Source organism: Enterobacter cloacae complex sp. 302F9 (assembly GCF_050030335.1).
In the GTDB taxonomy this organism is placed as follows: Bacteria; Pseudomonadota; Gammaproteobacteria; order Enterobacterales; family Enterobacteriaceae; genus Enterobacter; species Enterobacter hormaechei_C.
This window is the reverse complement of sequence record NZ_JBLGUC010000001.1, coordinates 3,539,379-3,559,856: the sequence shown is the minus strand read 5'-3', so window position 1 is coordinate 3,559,856 and position 20,478 is coordinate 3,539,379. Positions and strand designations below refer to the sequence as shown.

Annotated in this window: 13 protein-coding genes, 1 tRNA gene and 3 rRNA genes; 10 read left to right on the top strand and 7 right to left on the bottom strand. The window is 53.6% G+C overall.

The annotated features are described in order from the left end of the window. Positions 1 to 93 precede the first annotated feature (93 nt). Together raiA and bamD are read right to left on the bottom strand one after the other, a co-directional pair. A complete protein-coding gene (gene raiA / locus ACQG0T_RS17190; RefSeq protein ID WP_003863162.1) occupies positions 94 to 435 on the bottom strand; it encodes a ribosome-associated translation inhibitor RaiA in 342 nt (113 codons plus the stop codon). A gap of 267 nt (positions 436 to 702) precedes the next feature. Beyond that, a complete protein-coding gene (gene bamD, locus ACQG0T_RS17185) occupies positions 703 to 1,440 on the bottom strand; it encodes an outer membrane protein assembly factor BamD (protein ID WP_003863164.1) in 738 nt (245 codons plus the stop codon). A 131-nt stretch (positions 1,441 to 1,571) separates the two neighbouring features. Between bamD and rluD the strand changes: the two genes are divergently transcribed. The 9 genes from rluD to ACQG0T_RS17140 all read left to right on the top strand — a co-directional run bounded on the left by rluD (position 1,572) and on the right by ACQG0T_RS17140 (position 13,438). Further along, a complete protein-coding gene (gene rluD / locus ACQG0T_RS17180; RefSeq protein WP_017383977.1) occupies positions 1,572 to 2,552 on the top strand; it encodes a 23S rRNA pseudouridine(1911/1915/1917) synthase RluD in 981 nt (326 codons plus the stop codon). Next, entirely contained in the window at positions 2,549 to 3,280 is a 732-nt protein-coding gene (gene yfiH / locus ACQG0T_RS17175) for a purine nucleoside phosphorylase YfiH (RefSeq protein WP_023304261.1), read from the top strand. The genes rluD and yfiH overlap by 4 nt, the downstream gene beginning before the upstream one ends. A gap of 129 nt (positions 3,281 to 3,409) precedes the next feature. Then, positions 3,410 to 5,983, top strand: coding sequence for an ATP-dependent chaperone ClpB (gene clpB, locus ACQG0T_RS17170; protein ID WP_017692862.1), 2,574 nt, complete (start codon positions 3,410 to 3,412; stop codon positions 5,981 to 5,983). Positions 5,984 to 6,412: 429 nt separating this feature from the next. Next, positions 6,413 to 7,954 (top strand): 16S ribosomal RNA (locus ACQG0T_RS17165). Positions 7,955 to 8,038: 84 nt separating this feature from the next. Then, a tRNA-Glu gene (locus ACQG0T_RS17160) sits at positions 8,039 to 8,114 on the top strand. 192 nt (positions 8,115 to 8,306) lie between these two features. After that, positions 8,307 to 11,212 (top strand): 23S ribosomal RNA (locus tag ACQG0T_RS17155). Between the two features lie 70 nt (positions 11,213 to 11,282). Then, a 5S ribosomal RNA gene (rrf, locus tag ACQG0T_RS17150) occupies positions 11,283 to 11,398 on the top strand. The 16S, 23S and 5S rRNA genes sit together here with 1 tRNA gene alongside, the layout of an rRNA operon. Before the next feature lie 128 nt (positions 11,399 to 11,526). After that, complete coding sequence (locus tag ACQG0T_RS17145; RefSeq protein ID WP_032619240.1) at positions 11,527 to 11,979, top strand: DUF4385 domain-containing protein; 453 nt, start codon at positions 11,527 to 11,529, stop codon at positions 11,977 to 11,979. A gap of 151 nt (positions 11,980 to 12,130) precedes the next feature. Next, the gene (locus tag ACQG0T_RS17140; RefSeq protein WP_017383558.1) at positions 12,131 to 13,438 is read left to right on the top strand and encodes an MFS family transporter; all 1,308 of its coding nucleotides are present in this window, start codon (positions 12,131 to 12,133) and stop codon (positions 13,436 to 13,438) included. Here ACQG0T_RS17140 and ACQG0T_RS17135 read toward each other — a convergent pair. From ACQG0T_RS17135 to trxC, 5 genes are all read right to left on the bottom strand, one after another. Next, positions 13,435 to 13,758 (bottom strand): YfiM family lipoprotein, encoded by a 324-nt coding sequence (locus tag ACQG0T_RS17135; protein WP_003860739.1) that lies wholly within the window; start codon positions 13,756 to 13,758, stop codon positions 13,435 to 13,437. The two genes, ACQG0T_RS17140 and ACQG0T_RS17135, sit on opposite strands and share 4 nt — an antisense overlap. 45 nt (positions 13,759 to 13,803) lie before the next feature. Further along, entirely contained in the window at positions 13,804 to 15,159 is a 1,356-nt protein-coding gene (gene pssA, locus ACQG0T_RS17130; protein WP_026094276.1) for a CDP-diacylglycerol--serine O-phosphatidyltransferase, read from the bottom strand. 109 nt (positions 15,160 to 15,268) lie between these two features. Then, positions 15,269 to 17,932, bottom strand: a complete 2,664-nt coding sequence (locus ACQG0T_RS17125; protein WP_252051254.1) for a bifunctional acetate--CoA ligase family protein/GNAT family N-acetyltransferase — start codon at positions 17,930 to 17,932, stop codon at positions 15,269 to 15,271. Positions 17,933 to 17,967: 35 nt separating this feature from the next. Beyond that, positions 17,968 to 18,666 carry a tRNA-uridine aminocarboxypropyltransferase gene (gene tapT, locus ACQG0T_RS17120; protein WP_015572132.1) on the bottom strand — a complete coding sequence of 233 codons (699 nt, stop codon included), beginning with the start codon at positions 18,664 to 18,666 and terminating at the stop codon, positions 17,968 to 17,970. A 70-nt stretch (positions 18,667 to 18,736) separates the two neighbouring features. Further along, entirely contained in the window at positions 18,737 to 19,156 is a 420-nt protein-coding gene (trxC, locus tag ACQG0T_RS17115) for a thioredoxin TrxC (RefSeq protein ID WP_015572133.1), read from the bottom strand. Positions 19,157 to 19,360: 204 nt separating this feature from the next. Here trxC and ACQG0T_RS17110 point away from each other — a divergent pair, with 204 nt between their 5' ends. Then, the gene (locus ACQG0T_RS17110) at positions 19,361 to 20,446 is read left to right on the top strand and encodes a tRNA/rRNA methyltransferase (protein WP_017383555.1); all 1,086 of its coding nucleotides are present in this window, start codon (positions 19,361 to 19,363) and stop codon (positions 20,444 to 20,446) included. Positions 20,447 to 20,478 lie beyond the last annotated feature (32 nt).

Genomic DNA, 20,478 nt, shown 5'->3' with positions numbered 1-20,478 from the left:
GAAATTGATAGGTTAAAGTACCTGCACTGTTTTGATCCTGTCAATAAAAAACGCGCCCGAAGGCGCGTTGTCGGTACACTCAATTTTAGAGGATTACTCTTCTTCAACTTCTTCCGCGAAGCTGGCGTCTTTCACCGAGGTTGCGGCGCGACGTGCTTCACCTTTGTGTTGCACTTTATTGAGCTGCCGTTCCAGCTTGTTGATCAAATCGTTAATTGCGGTGTACATATCCTCGTGTTTTGCGCTGGCGACCAGATGGCCGTTTGGAGTATTGATAGTTGCATCAGCGATGAAACCCTGCGGCTCCTTGGACAGGATGATATGTGGATTAATCAAATGTGTTTGCCATTTATCCAGTTTGGCGAGACGGTCTGCGACGTGCTGGCGGATTGCCGGAGTAATTTCCATTTGTTTACTGGTAATGTTCATTGTCATAAATTTTACCTCTTGTCTTTCCGTCTTGGTGATTCCAGCATACCCGACCTAATGTCAAAATGTGTGATTTAGATCACGTTATTTTGTCGGTTTTTGTCAGGGAATCTTTTTTGTGAGGCAGGGCAGGAAGAGGTGAGATTTACCTTGTCGAAGCCAACAATTGCGGTCATAGTTGAATGGATGTGTTGAAGCTAAACCGCTTCAGCGTAAGTGTGAAAGAATAAAAAAACGGCAGCCCGCGGGCTGCCGTTATGCGTTGTAGCGGTATCAGGTGTTGCTGCTGTTCGCGGCGATGATTTTCGCCACTTTGTCAGCCTGAGCCGTCATCTGCATCTGGCGATACGCATTTTCCATCAGCTTCAGGCCATCACGCGTGGCCTGGGTATCCGGATAATCACGCAGCATGCCTTCTACACGGTTAACCACGGCAACCCATGCGCCACGGCGGGTGTAGTATTCCGCAACGGAGTACTCATATTTCGCCAGACGATCTTTCAGGAATACCAGACGCTTAGTGGCATCGGTAATGTACTGGCTGTTCGGGTAGCTACGCACCAGTTTGGAGAAGTCATTGAAAGCATCACGCGCATGTTGCGGGTCACGGTCGGAACGATCCACCCCGAAGAAGCCCTGCAATGCACTATCATCCAGCGCCATGTTAGTCAGGCCGCGCATGTACATCACGTAATCGATGTTAGGATGGGTAGGGTTCAGACGCATGAAACGATCGATGGTTGCCTGAGCCAGCGGCAGATCGGCATTTTTGTAGTAGGCGTAGATAAGATCTAACTGTACCTGCTGCGAATACGGGCCAAACGGATAGCGATTATCCAACGCTTCCAGTTGCGTTATCGCCTGTTTCCAGTTACCGTCCTGCAACTTTTGTTGTGCAGTCGCATAGATTTCATTCGGCGGATTGTCAGGGACCTGTTCATTCGAACCGGAGCAGCCCACCAAAGCCAGGCTCAACGTGGCCGCTGCCACCAGATATTTCATGCGCGTCATGACGTTTTGACTTTCCTCAAATGTTTGTCCGGGAGAAACTCAGTTCCTGCTCCCGATTAAGACCAGCTACAATAGCACACTATATTAAACGGCAAAGCCGTAAAACCCAACGTTAAACGAAGAAGCAGTTTATGGCACAACGAGTAGAACTCACCGCAACAGTCTCCGAAAATCAGCTCGGTCAACGCTTAGATCAGGCTTTGGCCGAATTGTTCCCTGATTATTCGCGTTCACGCATAAAAGAATGGATCCTTGACCAGCGCGTGCTGGTAAACGGCAAGATCTGGGACAAACCAAAAGAGAAAGTGTTTGGTGGGGAAGCTGTCGCCATCAATGCTGAAATCGAAGAGGAAGTCCGCTTCGAGCCGCAGGATATCCCGCTGGATATCGTCTACGAAGATGACGACATTCTGGTCATCAACAAGCCGCGCGACTTTGTTGTTCACCCGGGCGCGGGCAATCCTGACGGTACGGTACTTAACGCTCTCCTTCATTATTATCCGCCGATTGCCGATGTACCGCGTGCCGGTATCGTTCACCGTCTGGATAAAGACACCACGGGTCTGATGGTGGTGGCGAAGACGGTTCCCGCCCAGACTCGCCTGGTGGAATCGTTGCAACTGCGCGAAATCACCCGTGAGTATGAAGCGGTGGCGATTGGTCATATGACCTCTGGCGGCACGGTGGAAGAGCCTATCAGCCGTCACCCAACCAAGCGTACGCATATGTCTGTACACCCGATGGGCAAACCGGCGGTAACCCACTACCGCATCATGGAACATTTCCGTATTCATACGCGCCTGCGTCTGCGTCTGGAAACCGGGCGTACTCACCAGATCCGCGTGCACATGGCGCATATTACCCATCCGCTGGTGGGGGACCCTGTTTACGGCGGTCGTCCGCGTCCACCAAAGGGCGCATCGGATGAATTCATCTCCGTGCTGCGTAAATTCGATCGCCAGGCGCTGCATGCGACGATGCTACGTCTTTACCACCCAATCACCGGAATTCAGATGGAATGGCATGCGCCGATCCCACAGGATATGGTGGAACTTATCGACGCGATGCGCGCAGATTTCGAAGAACATAAGGATCACGTGGACTGGTTATGACCAAACTGATTGTCCCGGAATGGCCACTGCCTGAAGGCGTGGCCGCCTGTAGTTCAACCCGTATCGGTGGCGTGAGCCAGGGCGCGTGGGAGTCACTGAACCTCGGTGCGCACTGTGGTGATAACCTGGAGCACGTTGAAGAGAACCGTAAACGCCTCTTTGCTGCGGGAAACCTTCCTTCAAAACCGGTCTGGCTTGAGCAGGTGCATGGTAAAGCGGTGCTGAAGCTGACGGGGGAGCCCTATGCGTCTAAGCGCGCCGATGCTTCGTACAGCAATACGCCGGGAACGGTTTGCGCGGTGATGACTGCTGATTGCCTGCCGGTGTTGTTCTGCAATCAGGCAGGGACTGAAGTGGCTGCTGCCCACGCCGGATGGCGAGGCCTGTGCGAAGGCGTGCTGGAAGAGACCGTTGCCTGCTTCCATGACGATTCTGCAAATCTCATCGCCTGGCTTGGCCCGGCGATTGGCCCGCAGGCGTTTGAGGTAGGGCCCGAAGTGCGGGATGCCTTTATGGAAAAAGATCCGCAAGCGGTCGAAGCGTTTGTGGCTTCCGGAGATAAATATCTGGCCGATATTTATCAGCTTGCCCGCCAGCGCCTGAATAACGTCGGCGTGACCCAAATCTTCGGCGGAGATCGCTGTACCTTCACCGAAAAGGGTGATTTTTTCTCCTATCGCCGCGACAAGACGACAGGTCGTATGGCAAGTTTCATTTGGCTGATATAACCTAAAGAATCAAGACGATCCGGTACGCGCCGTTTTCTTTTCACATAATTCAGGTTATTAACCTTGAATAATTGAGGGATGACCTCATTTAATCTCCAGTAGCAAATTTGACCTGTTATGGGAGGAGTTATGCGTCTGGATCGTCTTACTAATAAATTCCAGCTTGCTCTCGCCGATGCCCAGTCCCTCGCACTGGGGCACGACAACCAATTTATCGAACCTCTTCATTTAATGAGCGCCTTGCTGAATCAGGAAGGGGGATCGGTACGTCCTTTATTAACGTCCGCTGGCATTAATGCCGGCCAGTTACGCACCGCCATCGATCAGGCGCTGAGCCGTTTACCGCAGGTAGAAGGTACCGGCGGCGACGTGCAGCCGTCGCAGGATCTGGTGCGCGTGCTGAACCTTTGCGACAAGCTGGCGCAAAAACGTGGGGACAACTTTATTTCGTCAGAGCTGTTTGTTCTGGCGGCGCTTGAATCACGCGGTACCTTAACCGACCTGCTGAAATCCGCCGGTGCAACCACCGCTAATGTGACCCAGGCGATTGAGAAAATGCGCGGAGGTGAAAGCGTGAACGACCAGGGAGCCGAAGACCAACGTCAGGCTTTGAAGAAATTTACGGTCGACCTGACCGAACGTGCCGAGCAGGGCAAACTTGACCCGGTAATCGGCCGTGACGAAGAAATTCGTCGGACTATCCAGGTACTGCAACGTCGTACCAAAAACAACCCGGTGCTGATTGGTGAGCCTGGCGTCGGTAAAACCGCCATCGTTGAAGGGCTGGCGCAGCGTATCGTTAATGGCGAAGTGCCCGAAGGGCTGAAAGGCCGTCGCGTACTGGCGCTGGATATGGGCGCGCTGGTGGCCGGGGCGAAATACCGCGGTGAATTTGAAGAGCGTCTGAAAGGCGTGCTGAACGATCTGGCGAAACAGGAAGGTAACGTCATCCTGTTTATCGACGAACTGCACACCATGGTGGGGGCGGGTAAAGCTGACGGCGCAATGGATGCCGGGAACATGCTGAAACCTGCGCTGGCGCGTGGTGAACTTCACTGCGTCGGCGCCACTACGCTGGACGAGTATCGTCAGTACATTGAAAAAGATGCCGCGCTGGAGCGTCGCTTCCAGAAGGTGTTTGTCGCTGAACCAAGCGTTGAAGATACCATCGCCATTTTGCGAGGACTGAAAGAGCGTTATGAGCTGCACCATCACGTGCAGATCACTGACCCGGCCATCGTTGCGGCGGCGACGCTTTCGCATCGTTACATTGCCGACCGTCAGTTGCCGGATAAAGCCATCGACCTTATCGATGAAGCGGCGTCCAGCATCCGTATGCAGATTGACTCGAAACCGGAAGAGCTGGACCGACTCGATCGCCGCATTATCCAGCTCAAGCTGGAACAGCAGGCGCTGAACAAAGAGTCTGACGAAGCGAGTAAGAAACGCCTCGATATGCTTAACGAAGAACTGGACGAGAAAGAGCGTCAGTATTCTGAGCTGGAAGAAGAGTGGAAAGCTGAGAAAGCCTCACTCTCTGGCACCCAGACAATCAAGGCGGAGCTGGAGCAGGCGAAAATTGCCATTGAGCAGGCCCGTCGCGTAGGAGATCTGGCGCGGATGTCCGAGCTACAGTACGGCAAGATCCCTGAGCTGGAAAAACAGCTTGAGATCGCCACGCAGTCGGAAGGCAAAACCATGCGTCTGTTGCGTAATAAAGTGACGGATGCCGAGATTGCCGAAGTGCTGGCGCGCTGGACGGGTATTCCTGTGGCTCGCATGATGGAAAGCGAACGTGAGAAACTGCTGCGTATGGAGCAGGATCTGCATCAGCGCGTCATTGGACAGAACGAAGCGGTCGAAGCGGTATCTAACGCCATTCGTCGTAGCCGTGCGGGGCTGTCCGATCCGAATCGTCCAATCGGCTCGTTCCTTTTCCTGGGGCCAACCGGTGTCGGTAAAACCGAGCTGTGTAAAGCGCTGGCTAACTTTATGTTCGACAGCGATGACGCGATGGTGCGTATCGATATGTCCGAGTTTATGGAGAAACACTCCGTCTCGCGTCTGGTCGGTGCGCCTCCGGGATATGTCGGTTATGAAGAGGGCGGTTACCTGACGGAAGCGGTTCGTCGTCGTCCTTATTCCGTCATCCTGCTGGATGAAGTGGAAAAGGCTCATCCTGACGTGTTTAACATTCTGTTGCAGGTGCTGGATGATGGGCGTCTGACGGACGGGCAGGGAAGAACGGTCGACTTCCGTAACACGGTGGTGATCATGACCTCGAACCTGGGTTCCGATTTGATTCAGGAACGCTTCGGTGAGCTGGATTACAGCCATATGAAAGATCTTGTGCTGGGTGTGGTCAGCCAAAACTTCCGTCCGGAGTTCATCAACCGTATTGATGAAGTGGTCGTGTTCCATCCGCTGGGCGAGAAACACATCGCGTCGATTGCGCAGATCCAGTTGCAGCGTCTGTACAAACGTCTGGAAGAGCGTGGGTATGAAATCCACATTTCCGACGATGCGCTGAAGCTGCTGAGCGAGAATGGTTACGATCCTGTTTATGGTGCGCGTCCGTTAAAACGTGCTATCCAGCAGCAGATCGAAAACCCGCTGGCACAGCAAATCCTCTCTGGGGAGCTGGTTCCGGGCAAAGTTATTCGTCTGGAAGCCAACGACGATCGCATTGTGGCAGTGCAGTAAGTCACAAAACGCAAAAACGGGCCGCTTGCGGCTCGTTTTTGTTTAAAAACCAGGCGAAAATTGAGGTCTGGGATGTGATTTGCCTGGAAAATGAGCGGTCAGTAAATAATTTTCACTTTATCCTTGCAGGTTCGGAATTACTCCCTATAATGCGCCTCCACTGACACGGAACAACGGCACGCAAGCCGCCGGGTCAGCAGAGAAAAGCAAAACAAACGCTTGACTCTGAGGCGGGAAAGCGTAATATGCACACCCCGCGCCGCAGCGAAAACGAAGCGGCACTGCTCTTTAACAATTTATCAGACAATCTGTGTGGGCACTCAAAGTGACATGGATTCTTAATGTCTTCGGACACTAAATGAATACCAAGTCTCAACGAGTGAACACGTAATTCATTACGAAGTTTAATTCATTGAGCATCAAACTTTTAAATTGAAGAGTTTGATCATGGCTCAGATTGAACGCTGGCGGCAGGCCTAACACATGCAAGTCGAACGGTAACAGGAAGCAGCTTGCTGCTTCGCTGACGAGTGGCGGACGGGTGAGTAATGTCTGGGAAACTGCCTGATGGAGGGGGATAACTACTGGAAACGGTAGCTAATACCGCATAACGTCGCAAGACCAAAGAGGGGGACCTTCGGGCCTCTTGCCATCGGATGTGCCCAGATGGGATTAGCTAGTAGGTGGGGTAACGGCTCACCTAGGCGACGATCCCTAGCTGGTCTGAGAGGATGACCAGCCACACTGGAACTGAGACACGGTCCAGACTCCTACGGGAGGCAGCAGTGGGGAATATTGCACAATGGGCGCAAGCCTGATGCAGCCATGCCGCGTGTATGAAGAAGGCCTTCGGGTTGTAAAGTACTTTCAGCGGGGAGGAAGGTGTTGAGGTTAATAACCTCAGCAATTGACGTTACCCGCAGAAGAAGCACCGGCTAACTCCGTGCCAGCAGCCGCGGTAATACGGAGGGTGCAAGCGTTAATCGGAATTACTGGGCGTAAAGCGCACGCAGGCGGTCTGTCAAGTCGGATGTGAAATCCCCGGGCTCAACCTGGGAACTGCATTCGAAACTGGCAGGCTAGAGTCTTGTAGAGGGGGGTAGAATTCCAGGTGTAGCGGTGAAATGCGTAGAGATCTGGAGGAATACCGGTGGCGAAGGCGGCCCCCTGGACAAAGACTGACGCTCAGGTGCGAAAGCGTGGGGAGCAAACAGGATTAGATACCCTGGTAGTCCACGCCGTAAACGATGTCGACTTGGAGGTTGTGCCCTTGAGGCGTGGCTTCCGGAGCTAACGCGTTAAGTCGACCGCCTGGGGAGTACGGCCGCAAGGTTAAAACTCAAATGAATTGACGGGGGCCCGCACAAGCGGTGGAGCATGTGGTTTAATTCGATGCAACGCGAAGAACCTTACCTACTCTTGACATCCAGAGAACTTAGCAGAGATGCTTTGGTGCCTTCGGGAACTCTGAGACAGGTGCTGCATGGCTGTCGTCAGCTCGTGTTGTGAAATGTTGGGTTAAGTCCCGCAACGAGCGCAACCCTTATCCTTTGTTGCCAGCGGTTAGGCCGGGAACTCAAAGGAGACTGCCAGTGATAAACTGGAGGAAGGTGGGGATGACGTCAAGTCATCATGGCCCTTACGAGTAGGGCTACACACGTGCTACAATGGCGCATACAAAGAGAAGCGACCTCGCGAGAGCAAGCGGACCTCATAAAGTGCGTCGTAGTCCGGATTGGAGTCTGCAACTCGACTCCATGAAGTCGGAATCGCTAGTAATCGTGGATCAGAATGCCACGGTGAATACGTTCCCGGGCCTTGTACACACCGCCCGTCACACCATGGGAGTGGGTTGCAAAAGAAGTAGGTAGCTTAACCTTCGGGAGGGCGCTTACCACTTTGTGATTCATGACTGGGGTGAAGTCGTAACAAGGTAACCGTAGGGGAACCTGCGGTTGGATCACCTCCTTACCTTAAAGAACCTGCCTTTGCAGTGCTCACACAGATTGTCTGATGAAAAGTAAATAGCAAGGCGTCTTGCGATTGAGACTGTACGTCCCCTTCGTCTAGAGGCCCAGGACACCGCCCTTTCACGGCGGTAACAGGGGTTCGAATCCCCTAGGGGACGCCACTTGCTGGTTCGTGAGTGAAAGTCACCTGCCTTAATATCTCAAAACTGACTTGCGAGTCATGTTTGAGATATTTGCTCTTTAAAAATCTGGATCAAGCTGAAAATTGAAACGACACACAGCTCATGTGTGTTCGAGTCTCTCAAATTTTCGCAAGTCGATGGTGAATCGAAAGAAACATCTTCGGGTTGTGAGGTTAAGCGACTAAGCGTACACGGTGGATGCCCTGGCAGTCAGAGGCGATGAAGGACGTGCTAATCTGCGAAAAGCGCCGGCGAGGTGATATGAACCCTTGACCCGGCGATGTCCGAATGGGGAAACCCAGTGCAATCCGTTGCACTATCGTTAACTGAATACATAGGTTAACGAGGCGAACCGGGGGAACTGAAACATCTAAGTACCCCGAGGAAAAGAAATCAACCGAGATTCCCCCAGTAGCGGCGAGCGAACGGGGAGCAGCCCGGAGTCTGAATCAGCTTGTGTGTTAGTGGAACGGTCTGGAAAGTCCGACGGTACAGGGTGATAGTCCCGTACACGAAAGCACACATGCTGTGAACTCGAAGAGTAGGGCGGGACACGTGGTATCCTGTCTGAATATGGGGGGACCATCCTCCAAGGCTAAATACTCCTGACTGACCGATAGTGAACCAGTACCGTGAGGGAAAGGCGAAAAGAACCCCGGCGAGGGGAGTGAAAAAGAACCTGAAACCGTGTACGTACAAGCAGTGGGAGCCTCTTTATGGGGTGACTGCGTACCTTTTGTATAATGGGTCAGCGACTTATATTCTGTAGCAAGGTTAACCGTATAGGGGAGCCGAAGGGAAACCGAGTCTTAACTGGGCGTTAAGTTGCAGGGTATAGACCCGAAACCCGGTGATCTAGCCATGGGCAGGTTGAAGGTTGGGTAACACTAACTGGAGGACCGAACCGACTAATGTTGAAAAATTAGCGGATGACCTGTGGCTGGGGGTGAAAGGCCAATCAAACCGGGAGATAGCTGGTTCTCCCCGAAAGCTATTTAGGTAGCGCCTCGTGAACTCATCTTCGGGGGTAGAGCACTGTTTCGGCTAGGGGGCCATCCCGGCTTACCAACCCGATGCAAACTACGAATACCGAAGAATGTTATCACGGGAGACACACGGCGGGTGCTAACGTCCGTCGTGAAGAGGGAAACAACCCAGACCGCCAGCTAAGGTCCCAAAGTCATGGTTAAGTGGGAAACGATGTGGGAAGGCACAGACAGCCAGGATGTTGGCTTAGAAGCAGCCATCATTTAAAGAAAGCGTAATAGCTCACTGGTCGAGTCGGCCTGCGCGGAAGATGTAACGGGGCTAAACCATGCACCGAAGCTGCGGCAGCGACGCTTATGCGTTGTTGGGTAGGGGAGCGTTCTGTAAGCCGTTGAAGGTGTGCTGTGAGGCATGCTGGAGGTATCAGAAGTGCGAATGCTGACATAAGTAACGATAAAGCGGGTGAAAAGCCCGCTCGCCGGAAGACCAAGGGTTCCTGTCCAACGTTAATCGGGGCAGGGTGAGTCGACCCCTAAGGCGAGGCCGAAAGGCGTAGTCGATGGGAAACAGGTTAATATTCCTGTACTTGGTGTTACTGCGAAGGGGGGACGGAGAAGGCTATGTCAGCCGGGCGACGGTTGTCCCGGTTTAAGCATGTAGGCGGAGGTTCCAGGTAAATCCGGTACCTTATTAACGCTGAGGTGTGATGACGAGGCACTACGGTGCTGAAGTGATAAATGCCCTGCTTCCAGGAAAAGCCTCTAAGCATCAGGTAACACGAAATCGTACCCCAAACCGACACAGGTGGTCAGGTAGAGAATACCAAGGCGCTTGAGAGAACTCGGGTGAAGGAACTAGGCAAAATGGTGCCGTAACTTCGGGAGAAGGCACGCTGATGTGTAGGTGAAGCCCCTGCGGGCGGAGCTGAAATCAGTCGAAGATACCAGCTGGCTGCAACTGTTTATTAAAAACACAGCACTGTGCAAACACGAAAGTGGACGTATACGGTGTGACGCCTGCCCGGTGCCGGAAGGTTAATTGATGGGGTTAGCGGCAACGCGAAGCTCTTGATCGAAGCCCCGGTAAACGGCGGCCGTAACTATAACGGTCCTAAGGTAGCGAAATTCCTTGTCGGGTAAGTTCCGACCTGCACGAATGGCGTAATGATGGCCAGGCTGTCTCCACCCGAGACTCAGTGAAATTGAACTCGCTGTGAAGATGCAGTGTACCCGCGGCAAGACGGAAAGACCCCGTGAACCTTTACTATAGCTTGACACTGAACACTGGTCCTTGATGTGTAGGATAGGTGGGAGGCTTTGAAGCGTGGACGCCAGTCTGCGTGGAGCCAACCTTGAAATACCACCCTTTAATGGCTGGTGTTCTAACGTAGACCCGTTACCCGGGTTGCGGACAGTGTCTGGTGGGTAGTTTGACTGGGGCGGTCTCCTCCCAAAGAGTAACGGAGGAGCACGAAGGTTGGCTAATCCTGGTCGGACATCAGGAGGTTAGTGCAATGGCATAAGCCAGCTTGACTGCGAGCGTGACGGCGCGAGCAGGTGCGAAAGCAGGTCATAGTGATCCGGTGGTTCTGAATGGAAGGGCCATCGCTCAACGGATAAAAGGTACTCCGGGGATAACAGGCTGATACCGCCCAAGAGTTCATATCGACGGCGGTGTTTGGCACCTCGATGTCGGCTCATCACATCCTGGGGCTGAAGTAGGTCCCAAGGGTATGGCTGTTCGCCATTTAAAGTGGTACGCGAGCTGGGTTTAGAACGTCGTGAGACAGTTCGGTCCCTATCTGCCGTGGGCGCTGGAGAATTGAGGGGGGCTGCTCCTAGTACGAGAGGACCGGAGTGGACGCATCACTGGTGTTCGGGTTGTCATGCCAATGGCACTGCCCGGTAGCTAAATGCGGAAGAGATAAGTGCTGAAAGCATCTAAGCACGAAACTTGCCCCGAGATGAGTTCTCCCTGAGACTTTAAGTCTCCTGAAGGAACGTTAAAGACGATGACGTTGATAGGTCGGGTGTGTAAGCGCAGCGATGCGTTGAGCTAACCGATACTAATGAACCGTGAGGCTTAACCTTACAACGCCGAAGCTGTTTTGGCGAAGAGACAGACACGATTTTCAGCCTGATACAGATTAAACAGAATTTGCCTGGCGGCTTTAGCGCGGTGGTCCCACCTGACCCCATGCCGAACTTAGAAGTGAAACGCCGTAGCGCCGATGGTAGTGTGGGGTCTCCCCATGTGAGAGTAGGGAACTGCCAGGCATCAATCAAGAAGAACCCCGTACCGTAAGGTGCGGGGTTTTTTGCTTTGTACGTGGAAAACATGCCGGATGGCGGCTTCCCCTTATCCGGCCTACAATTGTTAAAACAATTTTAACAATGGTGCCGCTTTGACTCGTCCCTTTGATTATCAACAAGATTTTGCCAATATTAATTTTCGCGAACATCCCGAACGGTATCAGGTGGGCCGGGGTGAGCAGGGCGTATTGATGGTCGAGCCTTATAAAAGCGAAATCCTGCCGCACTGGCGTTATAAAAATGCTGAAGTCGCAGCGCGTTCGGCAGAAGAGATCTACGCCCTTTTTGAAGAATACCGCAGGAAAAACGATTTTGTCGGCATGGATATGGCGCGTAAATTCATACAGATGGGATACACCCGTGCCCGGCGATACGCCAATCATAAAGGCGGTAAAAAGTATGATGAGAAGCGCCAGGTCAAACCCCTCGATCACGATCCAGTAAAAGCAGAAGCCGCTGCGGTGTTCAAAACGTGGTGGGATAAAATTCGTGCTGATGAAGATTATTTGCAGCGAAAAAAGGCTCACCAGCAAGCGTGGGGATAATTACTACGTCCGCTAATAATTCGATACCTGATCGAGTTCACAAAATCCAATGAAACATATTGGAAACATTTTATTTACCTAACGATTCGTTTTAAATCCGGTTTTACTGTTTGTGGGCAATGGCCCGCAATGTGAGACAGGGGATTTTAAAATGACAGAAACCGTAGCCAGTGCAGATACGGATAACACAAGTTTAGCAGGCAAGGATACTCGCCGTCGGGTTTGGGCAATCGTTGGAGCTTCATCGGGGAACCTTGTAGAGTGGTTTGATTTTTACGTCTATTCATTTTGTTCACTCTACTTTGCACATATCTTCTTCCCGTCAGGGAACACTACAACGCAGCTTCTGCAAACCGCAGGCGTTTTTGCCGCCGGGTTCCTGATGCGTCCCATTGGCGGATGGCTGTTCGGCAGGATCGCGGACAGGAAAGGGCGCAAGACATCCATGCTCATCTCCGTATGCATGATGTGCGTCGGCTCGCTGGTGATTGCCTGCCTGCCCGGATATGACACTATCGGAACATGGGCACCGGCGTTGTTGCTGCTGGCACGCCTGTTCCAGGGGCTGTCAGTGGGTGGCGAATACGGCACCAGCGCGACATACATGAGCGAAGTAGCTGTTGAAGGGCGCAAAGGTTTCTATGCATCATTCCAGTATGTAACCCTCATTGGCGGTCAGCTGCTGGCGTTACTGGTTGTGGTGATCCTTCAACAAATCCTTAGCGATGAAGATTTACGCGCCTGGGGCTGGCGCATCCCGTTTGCCCTGGGGGCTGCCCTGGCGGTTGTGGCGCTGTGGTTACGCCGTCAGCTTGATGAAACCTCCCAGCAGGAGGTCAGGGCGCTGAAAGAAGCCGGTTCGATGAAAGGGCTGTGGCGAAACCGCAAAGCGTTTTTGATGGTATTAGGCTTTACCGCCGCAGGCTCGCTAAGCTTCTATACCTTCACCACCTATATGCAAAAATATCTGGTCAACACCACGGGCATGCATGCTAACGTTGCGAGCGTCGTCATGACGGTGGCGTTACTGGTCTTTATGCTCATACAGCCGATTGTTGGCGCGCTGTCGGACAAAATAGGTCGCCGCACCTCCATGCTGATCTTTGGTGGCATGCTCACCCTGGGGACTGTTCCGCTTTTGACGGCGCTACAGCATACAACCTCTCCCTATGCCGCTTTCGCTTTGATTATGGTGGCGCTTATTATTATTAGTTTTTACACGGCAATCAGTGGCATTTTGAAAGCGGAAATGTTTCCCGCACAGGTGAGGGCGCTGGGCGTAGGCCTCTCTTATGCGGTCGCTAACGCCCTGTTCGGCGGTTCGGCAGAGTATGTCGCGCTATCCCTTAAGTCATGGGGCAGTGAATCGACCTTTTTCTGGTATGTCACCATCATGGGGGCGCTGGCGTTTATTGTCTCCCTGATGCTGCATCGTAAAGGAAAAGGGATCCGCCTTTAATAATGCGCCATCTGCCAGACGGCGTAGCCGGTTGTTGCCCCGGCTACGTCCCAGGCAAAATCTTTCCAGCTCCAGCCGCTTCCCGAGGGGCGGCTATCCCAAAGTTCTTTTGATGCCCCCAGGCTGATGGAGAACATCAGCCCCATTGTGGCACTTCGATCCCGGCTATAACCCTGGTGCAGCGCATATTCATTACCCGCAGCGGACAACATTGCAGACGCCAGAAAGTGTTGAGCTTTATCCTGACCCGACCAGTTATCATTAGCCATATGGCTGCAACCGGTCAGGAAAAGAGGGATTATCAGGAAAGGCGTACGCATTAACAGACTCCATAAAAAAGCCCCGTCGATGACAGGGCTCGTGTATTACAGAATGCGGCTGATGAGGCGGTCGATACGGATCCGACGTAGACGGCGAATCAGCTTGCGAACTTTCACCGGATAATCAGCGATGCTTTGCAGATCGCGATAATGACGAACCACTGTGGTATGCGTGCGTATAAGCTCCAGCTCACGATCGCGTTTCGCGGCTAACGCATGCTGAGGATCGTGAATAAGGATTGCGTTTTCCAGATCCAGACGCCAGGCGCGTGGGTTGAGATTATTACCGGTCAGCAGCATCCACTCATCATCCACCCACATTCCTTTGAGGTGATAGCTGTTGTCTTCATCTTTCCAGAGACGCACAACCAGCTGGTCTGTGTTCACATAGTACTGTAAACGGCTCAGGAAGCGGCGCAGGTTAATCTCATAGAGATAAGGCAGTGCGCCGATGATCTTGAAAGGTTGATCTTCCGGAATGAAAAAGTCATTTGCCGTTTTATCCCCGACAATAATTTCCACCTTTTTACCATCACGCAGCAGCTGAATGATATTACGCACCAGAACGGCGGGAAGGTTGAAGTACGGGGTACAGATGGTGAGCTTATGCTCCGCGCACGGCATCAAATGGAAGATGGTCTTGTTCAGCAGGCTGGATTTTCCCAGGCCTACCAGAGGCGTAACGGACAGTTCTTCATTACTGGCATCCCCCTGAAAACGATAAACCGCATCGCGCAGTTCCTGGCGGAAGGAGCGAACGTCGTTTTTGATTTCCGGGCTTTTCGGACGATGAGGATCGTCAAGACGGTGCACACCCCGGCCATGAACCAGGTTTTTATCAACCCAGTTGAACATGATGTCGGCCATCTGCGGATTGCGGATCAGATGGTAGCGATCGTAGCGGTATTTATCGAGCTGATGGAGATACACATCATTCAGGCTGGCACCGCTATAAAGGACGCTGTCATCAATGATAAATCCTTTAAAATGAAGAACGCCAAGCGCTTCACGGGTATTCACCGGTACGCCATACACCGGGATATCAATACCCGGATTTTCCTGGGCCGTGCGGCAATACCAGTCAGCATTGGTATTCGAGGCAGCCGCTCCAATACGGCCGCGCTGAGCACGGTGCCAGTCAACCAGCACGCGAACATCCAGTTCCGGACGCTGACGTTTCGCTTCATAGAGCGCGTTAAGGATCGCACGCCCACCTTCATCTTGTTCAAGATAGAGCGCCACAATACAAATACGTCGCGTAGCGCTGGCAATCTTTTCAAGAAGCGTCTCCCGGAAATGAGCGGGAGCATAAAAGAACTCTACATCATCAACTGACTGAGAAATCTTCGGTAGTTGAGCAAGGTGTTGTTGATGTTTATTACGCTTAAATTTTGACAACATCACAGTGCGTTTCTTCTCTGTTCATTGAAGGGTTGTCTGTACCAGGCAAACAACATAAGCGGACAATGATACCCCAGTGCCGCGAAAAGTGGGTAACATTTCCAGCAGCTTACTCTTGTTTATCCGTCGAAATCAGGCTGAGGGACAGAGAGACAATGCCTTCATCCAGCTGGATATCAACGTCAAAACCGAGCTTCCGCGCCAGGGTCACCATACCCCGATTGTTTGGCATAGTAATGCCATTCAGGCGTGACAATCCGTGATCGCGCGTATAACCAATGAGTTTTTCGAGCAGCCGTCTGCCCAACCCCAAACCCTTAAGATCGGAACGCACCAGTACGGCAAACTCGGCATCCACGTTATCCGGGTCGGAAATGGCACGCGTCACGCCGAGGATCTCCTCTCCCGCTCCGGAACGGCGGACCGCCACAATCGCCATTTCTCGATCGTAGTCGATCTGGGTCATATTGGCTAAATCATCGTGGGTAAATTCATTGATTTCGCTGAAATAGCGATAGTACAAATCTTCCTTCGTCACCTGCGAGATGAACGCCCGCAGCAGCGGCTCGTCTTCCGGCAGGATAGGGCGAAACAGCGCCCGTTCCCCATTTTTCATCTCCACCCACTCTTCCAGATGAAGAGGATAAGGACGAATGGCGAGACGGCTTTCCCGATCACCGATAAAGGGCGCAATATCCAGCGTCACGTCCAGCGCGGTAAATTCATTTCCGGAGGCAAGAAGGGGGTGGATATCCAGGCGCTGGATCTCCGCACAGTCAACAATGAGGTTGGAGACCTTCACCAGAAACTGGCTTAACCCGGCGATATCAAGCGGCCGCAGAGCGCTTCTCCCGCGGATTTTTTTGCTTTTGATGGCCTGAATAATCAAATAACGCGCCAGGTTCATGTTTAGAGGAGGAAGCGCGACAACCGCCTGTTCTTCTGGCCGCCACTCAACGCCGCCTTCACCCAGCATAATGAGCGGACCAAAAACCGGATCGTGTTCGACAACCACGCGTAGCTCCTGCGCACCTGCACGGTTGGCCATGCTCTGCACCAGCAGGCCGTGGATCCGGGCCTGTGGCCACGTCATTTTTACGCGATCGATAATGGCATCCGCGGCCTGTTGTACTTCTGTCGCGGTGCGCAGATACAGCATGACGCCCTGCACATCCGATTTGTGCGGAATATCGGGAGAGCGCAGCTTCAGCGCGACCGGATAACCAATCTGCTCAGCGATATGTACCGCCTCAGCGCTGTCGCCGGCAATCCAGGTGGGCAGGGTTTGCATCCCATAGCTGCCAAGAATGGGTTGTACCTCATGTGTATCAAGAGAAGTGGCGCCCTCTTCGATGGCCTGCTGCAAAAGCCTGTGCACATCCACCGAATTTGCGGTGAGATTGCCCGGCAGGGCAGGCGTTTCACGCAGCTGCTTCTGGTTGCGGCGGTATTCAACCATATGCATAAACGCGGTAATGGTGCCCTCCGGGGTACGGTAGGTTGGCAACCCGGCTTCACTAAACAGACGCCGTGCCTCCTGGGAGGAGAACTCGCCGCACCAGTTGGTCAGCAGGGTAACGTATTTGCCGCGGGGATGGTTTCGGACTGCCTCAATCAGCGCACGCGCACTTTCGCTGCCTGGCGCAACCGCGCTGGGCGAATGGATAATCATCAGCGCATCAAAGTCCTGGCTATCGAGCAAAATCGTGATCGCCTTAATGTAACGATCGCTGCTGGCATCATCGCGCAAATCGAGGGGATTATCGGGAACAACGCTTCCCGGTAACGCGTCCCGCAGGCGCTGTAGCGTCTCTTCACCCAGCGTGGCCAGCTTGCCGTTGCGTAGCCAGAGCTCGTCCAGCGCCAGGGCGGCGGGAGCGGCACCGTTGCTGACAATCATCAGTTTTTCACCGCGCAGGGGGCGCATGTGGCTTAACGTTTCGACGGCGGAAAAAAGCTCGTGCGTATCCTGTACCCGCAGTAAACCGGCGCGCTGGATCGCTGCATCCCATGCGGGATCCATCCCGGAACGGGAATGTAGCAGGCGCTGAGCCGCGGGGCTGCGCCCGCTTTTGATGACCAGTATCGGTTTATTACGCGATGCGCTACGCGACGCCGACACAAAACGACGGGCGTCGCTCAGGTGTTCAAGGTAGAGCAGGATAGCGCTGGTTTTGCTGTCACGCGTCAGGAAATCCAGCAGCTCATCGACGTCAATGTCCAGGCTGTCGCCCAAAGCGATGAAGTAGGAAAAGCCCATCTCACGCTGCTGCGCCCAGTCGAGGATGGTATTGGATACCGCAGCCGACTGCGAAATAAAGGCCAGTTTGCCTTTACGGATCGGAACCGGGGAAAAACTGGCATTCAGCCCTTGCCAGGGCGCAAGTAGGCCGAGGCTGTTTGGACCAAGAATGCGCATCTGGTAGCGGCTGGCGCAGGCCAGCAGTTCGGGCTGCTGTTCAGGAGGCGAGGAAAGAATAATGCAGGTTTTACAGCCTTTCTGACCGAGCGACTCAAGCAGTTCGAGGTTTCGTTTCGCATGTGTACAGAGCACGGCGAGGTCGGGAACGAAAGGCAGGCTCTGCACATCCGGCCACGCCAGTACTCCCTGTACCGCTTTATAAGCGGGCGTAACGGGCATGACCGGGCCGTTAAACCCGCCAGCCAACAGGTTACGCATCATCAGATACCCTGCGCGGTCCGGTTTCATCGAGGCGCCAATAACGGCAATGGATTTCGGACGGAGTAGCGCTTCTAACCCTCTCTGGCTCATGCAGGCCTCCCGTGAATGCAAGCGACCTGATGATTTTAAACGCTTTCTGTCTCTGTTGCTGTGACGCTACCCTTATGAACGGTTTTTCCCGCAAGATAACGTTCACGGAAGCAGGAGAAGTGGGAGCCCAGCGCGCCGGCCGCCTGGGTATCGCCCGCCAGATCCAGTAGCGCAATAGCGACTTCAGCGGTGCAATATTGACCGTCGGCATGCGCTTCACGCAAGCGATAGGCCGAAACGCGCGACAGATCGACGGAAATCACCGGCAGCGCATCAAGGTAAGGGCTTTTGCGAAACATCTTTCTCGCTTCGGTCCAGGTGCCGTCGAGCATAATAAACAGCGGCGGCTTACCGGATGGTGGCGCCGTAAGCACCTGACGTTGTTCGCCTGCATATGATGCCGGGAAAACGACCATAGGCTGATAGTCCGGGCTTGCCACCAGGTCGAGCAGAGCCTGAGGTGGCTCAGTGCGCGACCACTGAAACGCTGCGGTGTTGGGCAGAATATCGGCGATCAAACGCCCCGTGTTGCTGGGCTTCATCGGTTCGGTATCGAACATGACCAGACAAAAGCGGCTTTTCGCCTCGCTCGGTGCAAGCGTTTCGCACAGACACACTTTCAGCGGTAAAAGGCAGCGCTGGCAGCGGCGAATACGATTGCCTCGGGCCAGAAAAGGGCGGGTGGCGCGCGCAAGGCGCTCGGCGCGTAATTGAAGTACAGCGTTATCAGTCATGGGCGAAAAGGCAGGAAAAACCTCATTTTCGCAGAGGAGCGAACGGGGCACAAGCTATGCCCCGCGAATGTTACAGGGATTCGTTTAACCAGCTGTCGAAAGGCGCTTTCGGTACTGCACCATTGAGCATATCGATCACTTCACCATTTTTGAAAATCATAATGGTTGGAATGCTGCGAATGCGAAAACGGGCGCTGAGTTCACGTTCCGCTTCGGTATTCACTTTGACAAAACGCATTTTCCCGCTGCGCTCTTCAGCCACGTCTTCGAAGATGGGCGCAAAGTTACGGCAGGGGCCGCACCACGGTGCCCAGAAATCGACCACAACAGGCAGATCGTCCTTGAGGAGTTTGTCCAGCGTAGCACCCGTCGCGTTAATGACATCGCCATCAAATAATTCGTGGCCACAACGCCCGCATTTCGCACCGTCATCCACCCGGTCGTCCGGAATGCGGTTTACAGCCTGACAGTTGGCACATACGGTATTCATAACTAACCTCTGATAGAGCCGTGGAACAACGGCAGAACGCCGATAATGTTTCTGATATGTTACATATTATCAGTGAGCTTGTATGAAACGACAATGCGTTTTATTCAATGGGAACAATAGTCACAGGCTTTTGTACGAAATTATGGCTATGAGCTTGCACATCGGGTAATCTGCGCGCTTCGCGCAGCGCTGGTGGAGAAAAGCATGAACGACGAAATGAAAAACAAAAGCGGCAAGGTCAAAGTGATGTATGTCCGCAGTGATGATGACTCTGATAAACGCACCCAAAATCCGCGTACCGGAAAAGGTGGCGGGCGTCCGGCGTCTTCTCGTGCAGACGGTGGCCGTCGCCCCGCCCGCGATGACAGAAATAACCGCGGCGATGACCGCAAACGTGATGACCGTAAGCGTGACGATCGCAAACGCGATGATGTTGTCCGTGACGGTGGATCGCCATGGCGTACCGTTTCTCGCGCGCCCGGTGAAGAGGCGACCGAAAAAGCCGATCACGGCGGTATCAGCGGAAAAAGCTTTATCGATCCGGAAGTGCTGCGTCGTCAGCGTGCGGAAGAGACCCGTGTCTACGGTGAGAACGCCTGTCAGGCCCTGTTCCAGAGCCGCCCGGAGTGTATCGTTCGTGCATGGTTTATTCAGAGCGTGACCCCGCGTTTCAAAGAAGCGCTGCGCTGGATGGCGGCGAACCGCAAAGCCTATCACGTGGTTGACGATGCCGAGCTGACAAAAGCGTCCGGGACTGAACACCACGGCGGCGTCTGCTTCCTGATCAAAAAACGTAACGGCACTACCGTGCAGCAGTGGGTCAGCCAGGCGGATGCCGATGACTGCGTGCTGGCGCTGGAAGATGTGGGTAACCCGCATAACCTGGGCGCTATGATGCGTAGCTGCGCGCACTTTGGCGTGAAAGGCGTTCTGTTGCAGGATGCCGCGCTGCTGGAATCCGGTGCGGCGATTCGTACCGCGGAAGGCGGTGCAGAGCATGTTCAGCCGATCACCGGCGACAGCGTGCTGGAAGCCCTGGAGCAATTCCGTAAAGCGGGCTACACCATTGTCACCACCTCAAGCCGTGCCGCTACGCCGCTGTTTAAAGCGACGCTGCCGCGCAAAATGGTGCTGGTGTTAGGTCAGGAGCGTGATGGTCTGTCTGATGCGGCACTCTCCAGCGCTGACCTGAGCGTCTCTATCGACGGCACAGGCAACGTTGAAAGCCTGAACGTATCCGTTGCGACCGGCGTGCTGCTGGCGGAATGGTGGCGTCAGAACAAGGCATAAGCCTTTTATGTGCCGGGCCTGACCCGGCACAT

What these genes read in the sequence shown, in the direction of transcription:
- raiA (WP_003863162.1), bottom strand. Translation starts at nt 435, where the DNA reads ATGACAATGAACATTACCAGTAAACAAATGGAAATTACTCCGGCAATC.
- bamD (WP_003863164.1), bottom strand. Translation starts at nt 1,440, where the DNA reads ATGACGCGCATGAAATATCTGGTGGCAGCGGCCACGTTGAGCCTGGCT.
- rluD (WP_017383977.1), top strand. Translation starts at nt 1,572, where the DNA reads ATGGCACAACGAGTAGAACTCACCGCAACAGTCTCCGAAAATCAGCTC.
- yfiH (WP_023304261.1), top strand. Translation starts at nt 2,549, where the DNA reads ATGACCAAACTGATTGTCCCGGAATGGCCACTGCCTGAAGGCGTGGCC.
- clpB (WP_017692862.1), top strand. Translation starts at nt 3,410, where the DNA reads ATGCGTCTGGATCGTCTTACTAATAAATTCCAGCTTGCTCTCGCCGAT.
- ACQG0T_RS17140 (WP_017383558.1), top strand. Translation starts at nt 12,131, where the DNA reads ATGACAGAAACCGTAGCCAGTGCAGATACGGATAACACAAGTTTAGCA.
- ACQG0T_RS17135 (WP_003860739.1), bottom strand. Translation starts at nt 13,758, where the DNA reads ATGCGTACGCCTTTCCTGATAATCCCTCTTTTCCTGACCGGTTGCAGC.
- pssA (WP_026094276.1), bottom strand. Translation starts at nt 15,159, where the DNA reads ATGTTGTCAAAATTTAAGCGTAATAAACATCAACAACACCTTGCTCAA.
- ACQG0T_RS17125 (WP_252051254.1), bottom strand. Translation starts at nt 17,932, where the DNA reads ATGAGCCAGAGAGGGTTAGAAGCGCTACTCCGTCCGAAATCCATTGCC.
- tapT (WP_015572132.1), bottom strand. Translation starts at nt 18,666, where the DNA reads ATGACTGATAACGCTGTACTTCAATTACGCGCCGAGCGCCTTGCGCGC.
- trxC (WP_015572133.1), bottom strand. Translation starts at nt 19,156, where the DNA reads ATGAATACCGTATGTGCCAACTGTCAGGCTGTAAACCGCATTCCGGAC.
- ACQG0T_RS17110 (WP_017383555.1), top strand. Translation starts at nt 19,361, where the DNA reads ATGAACGACGAAATGAAAAACAAAAGCGGCAAGGTCAAAGTGATGTAT.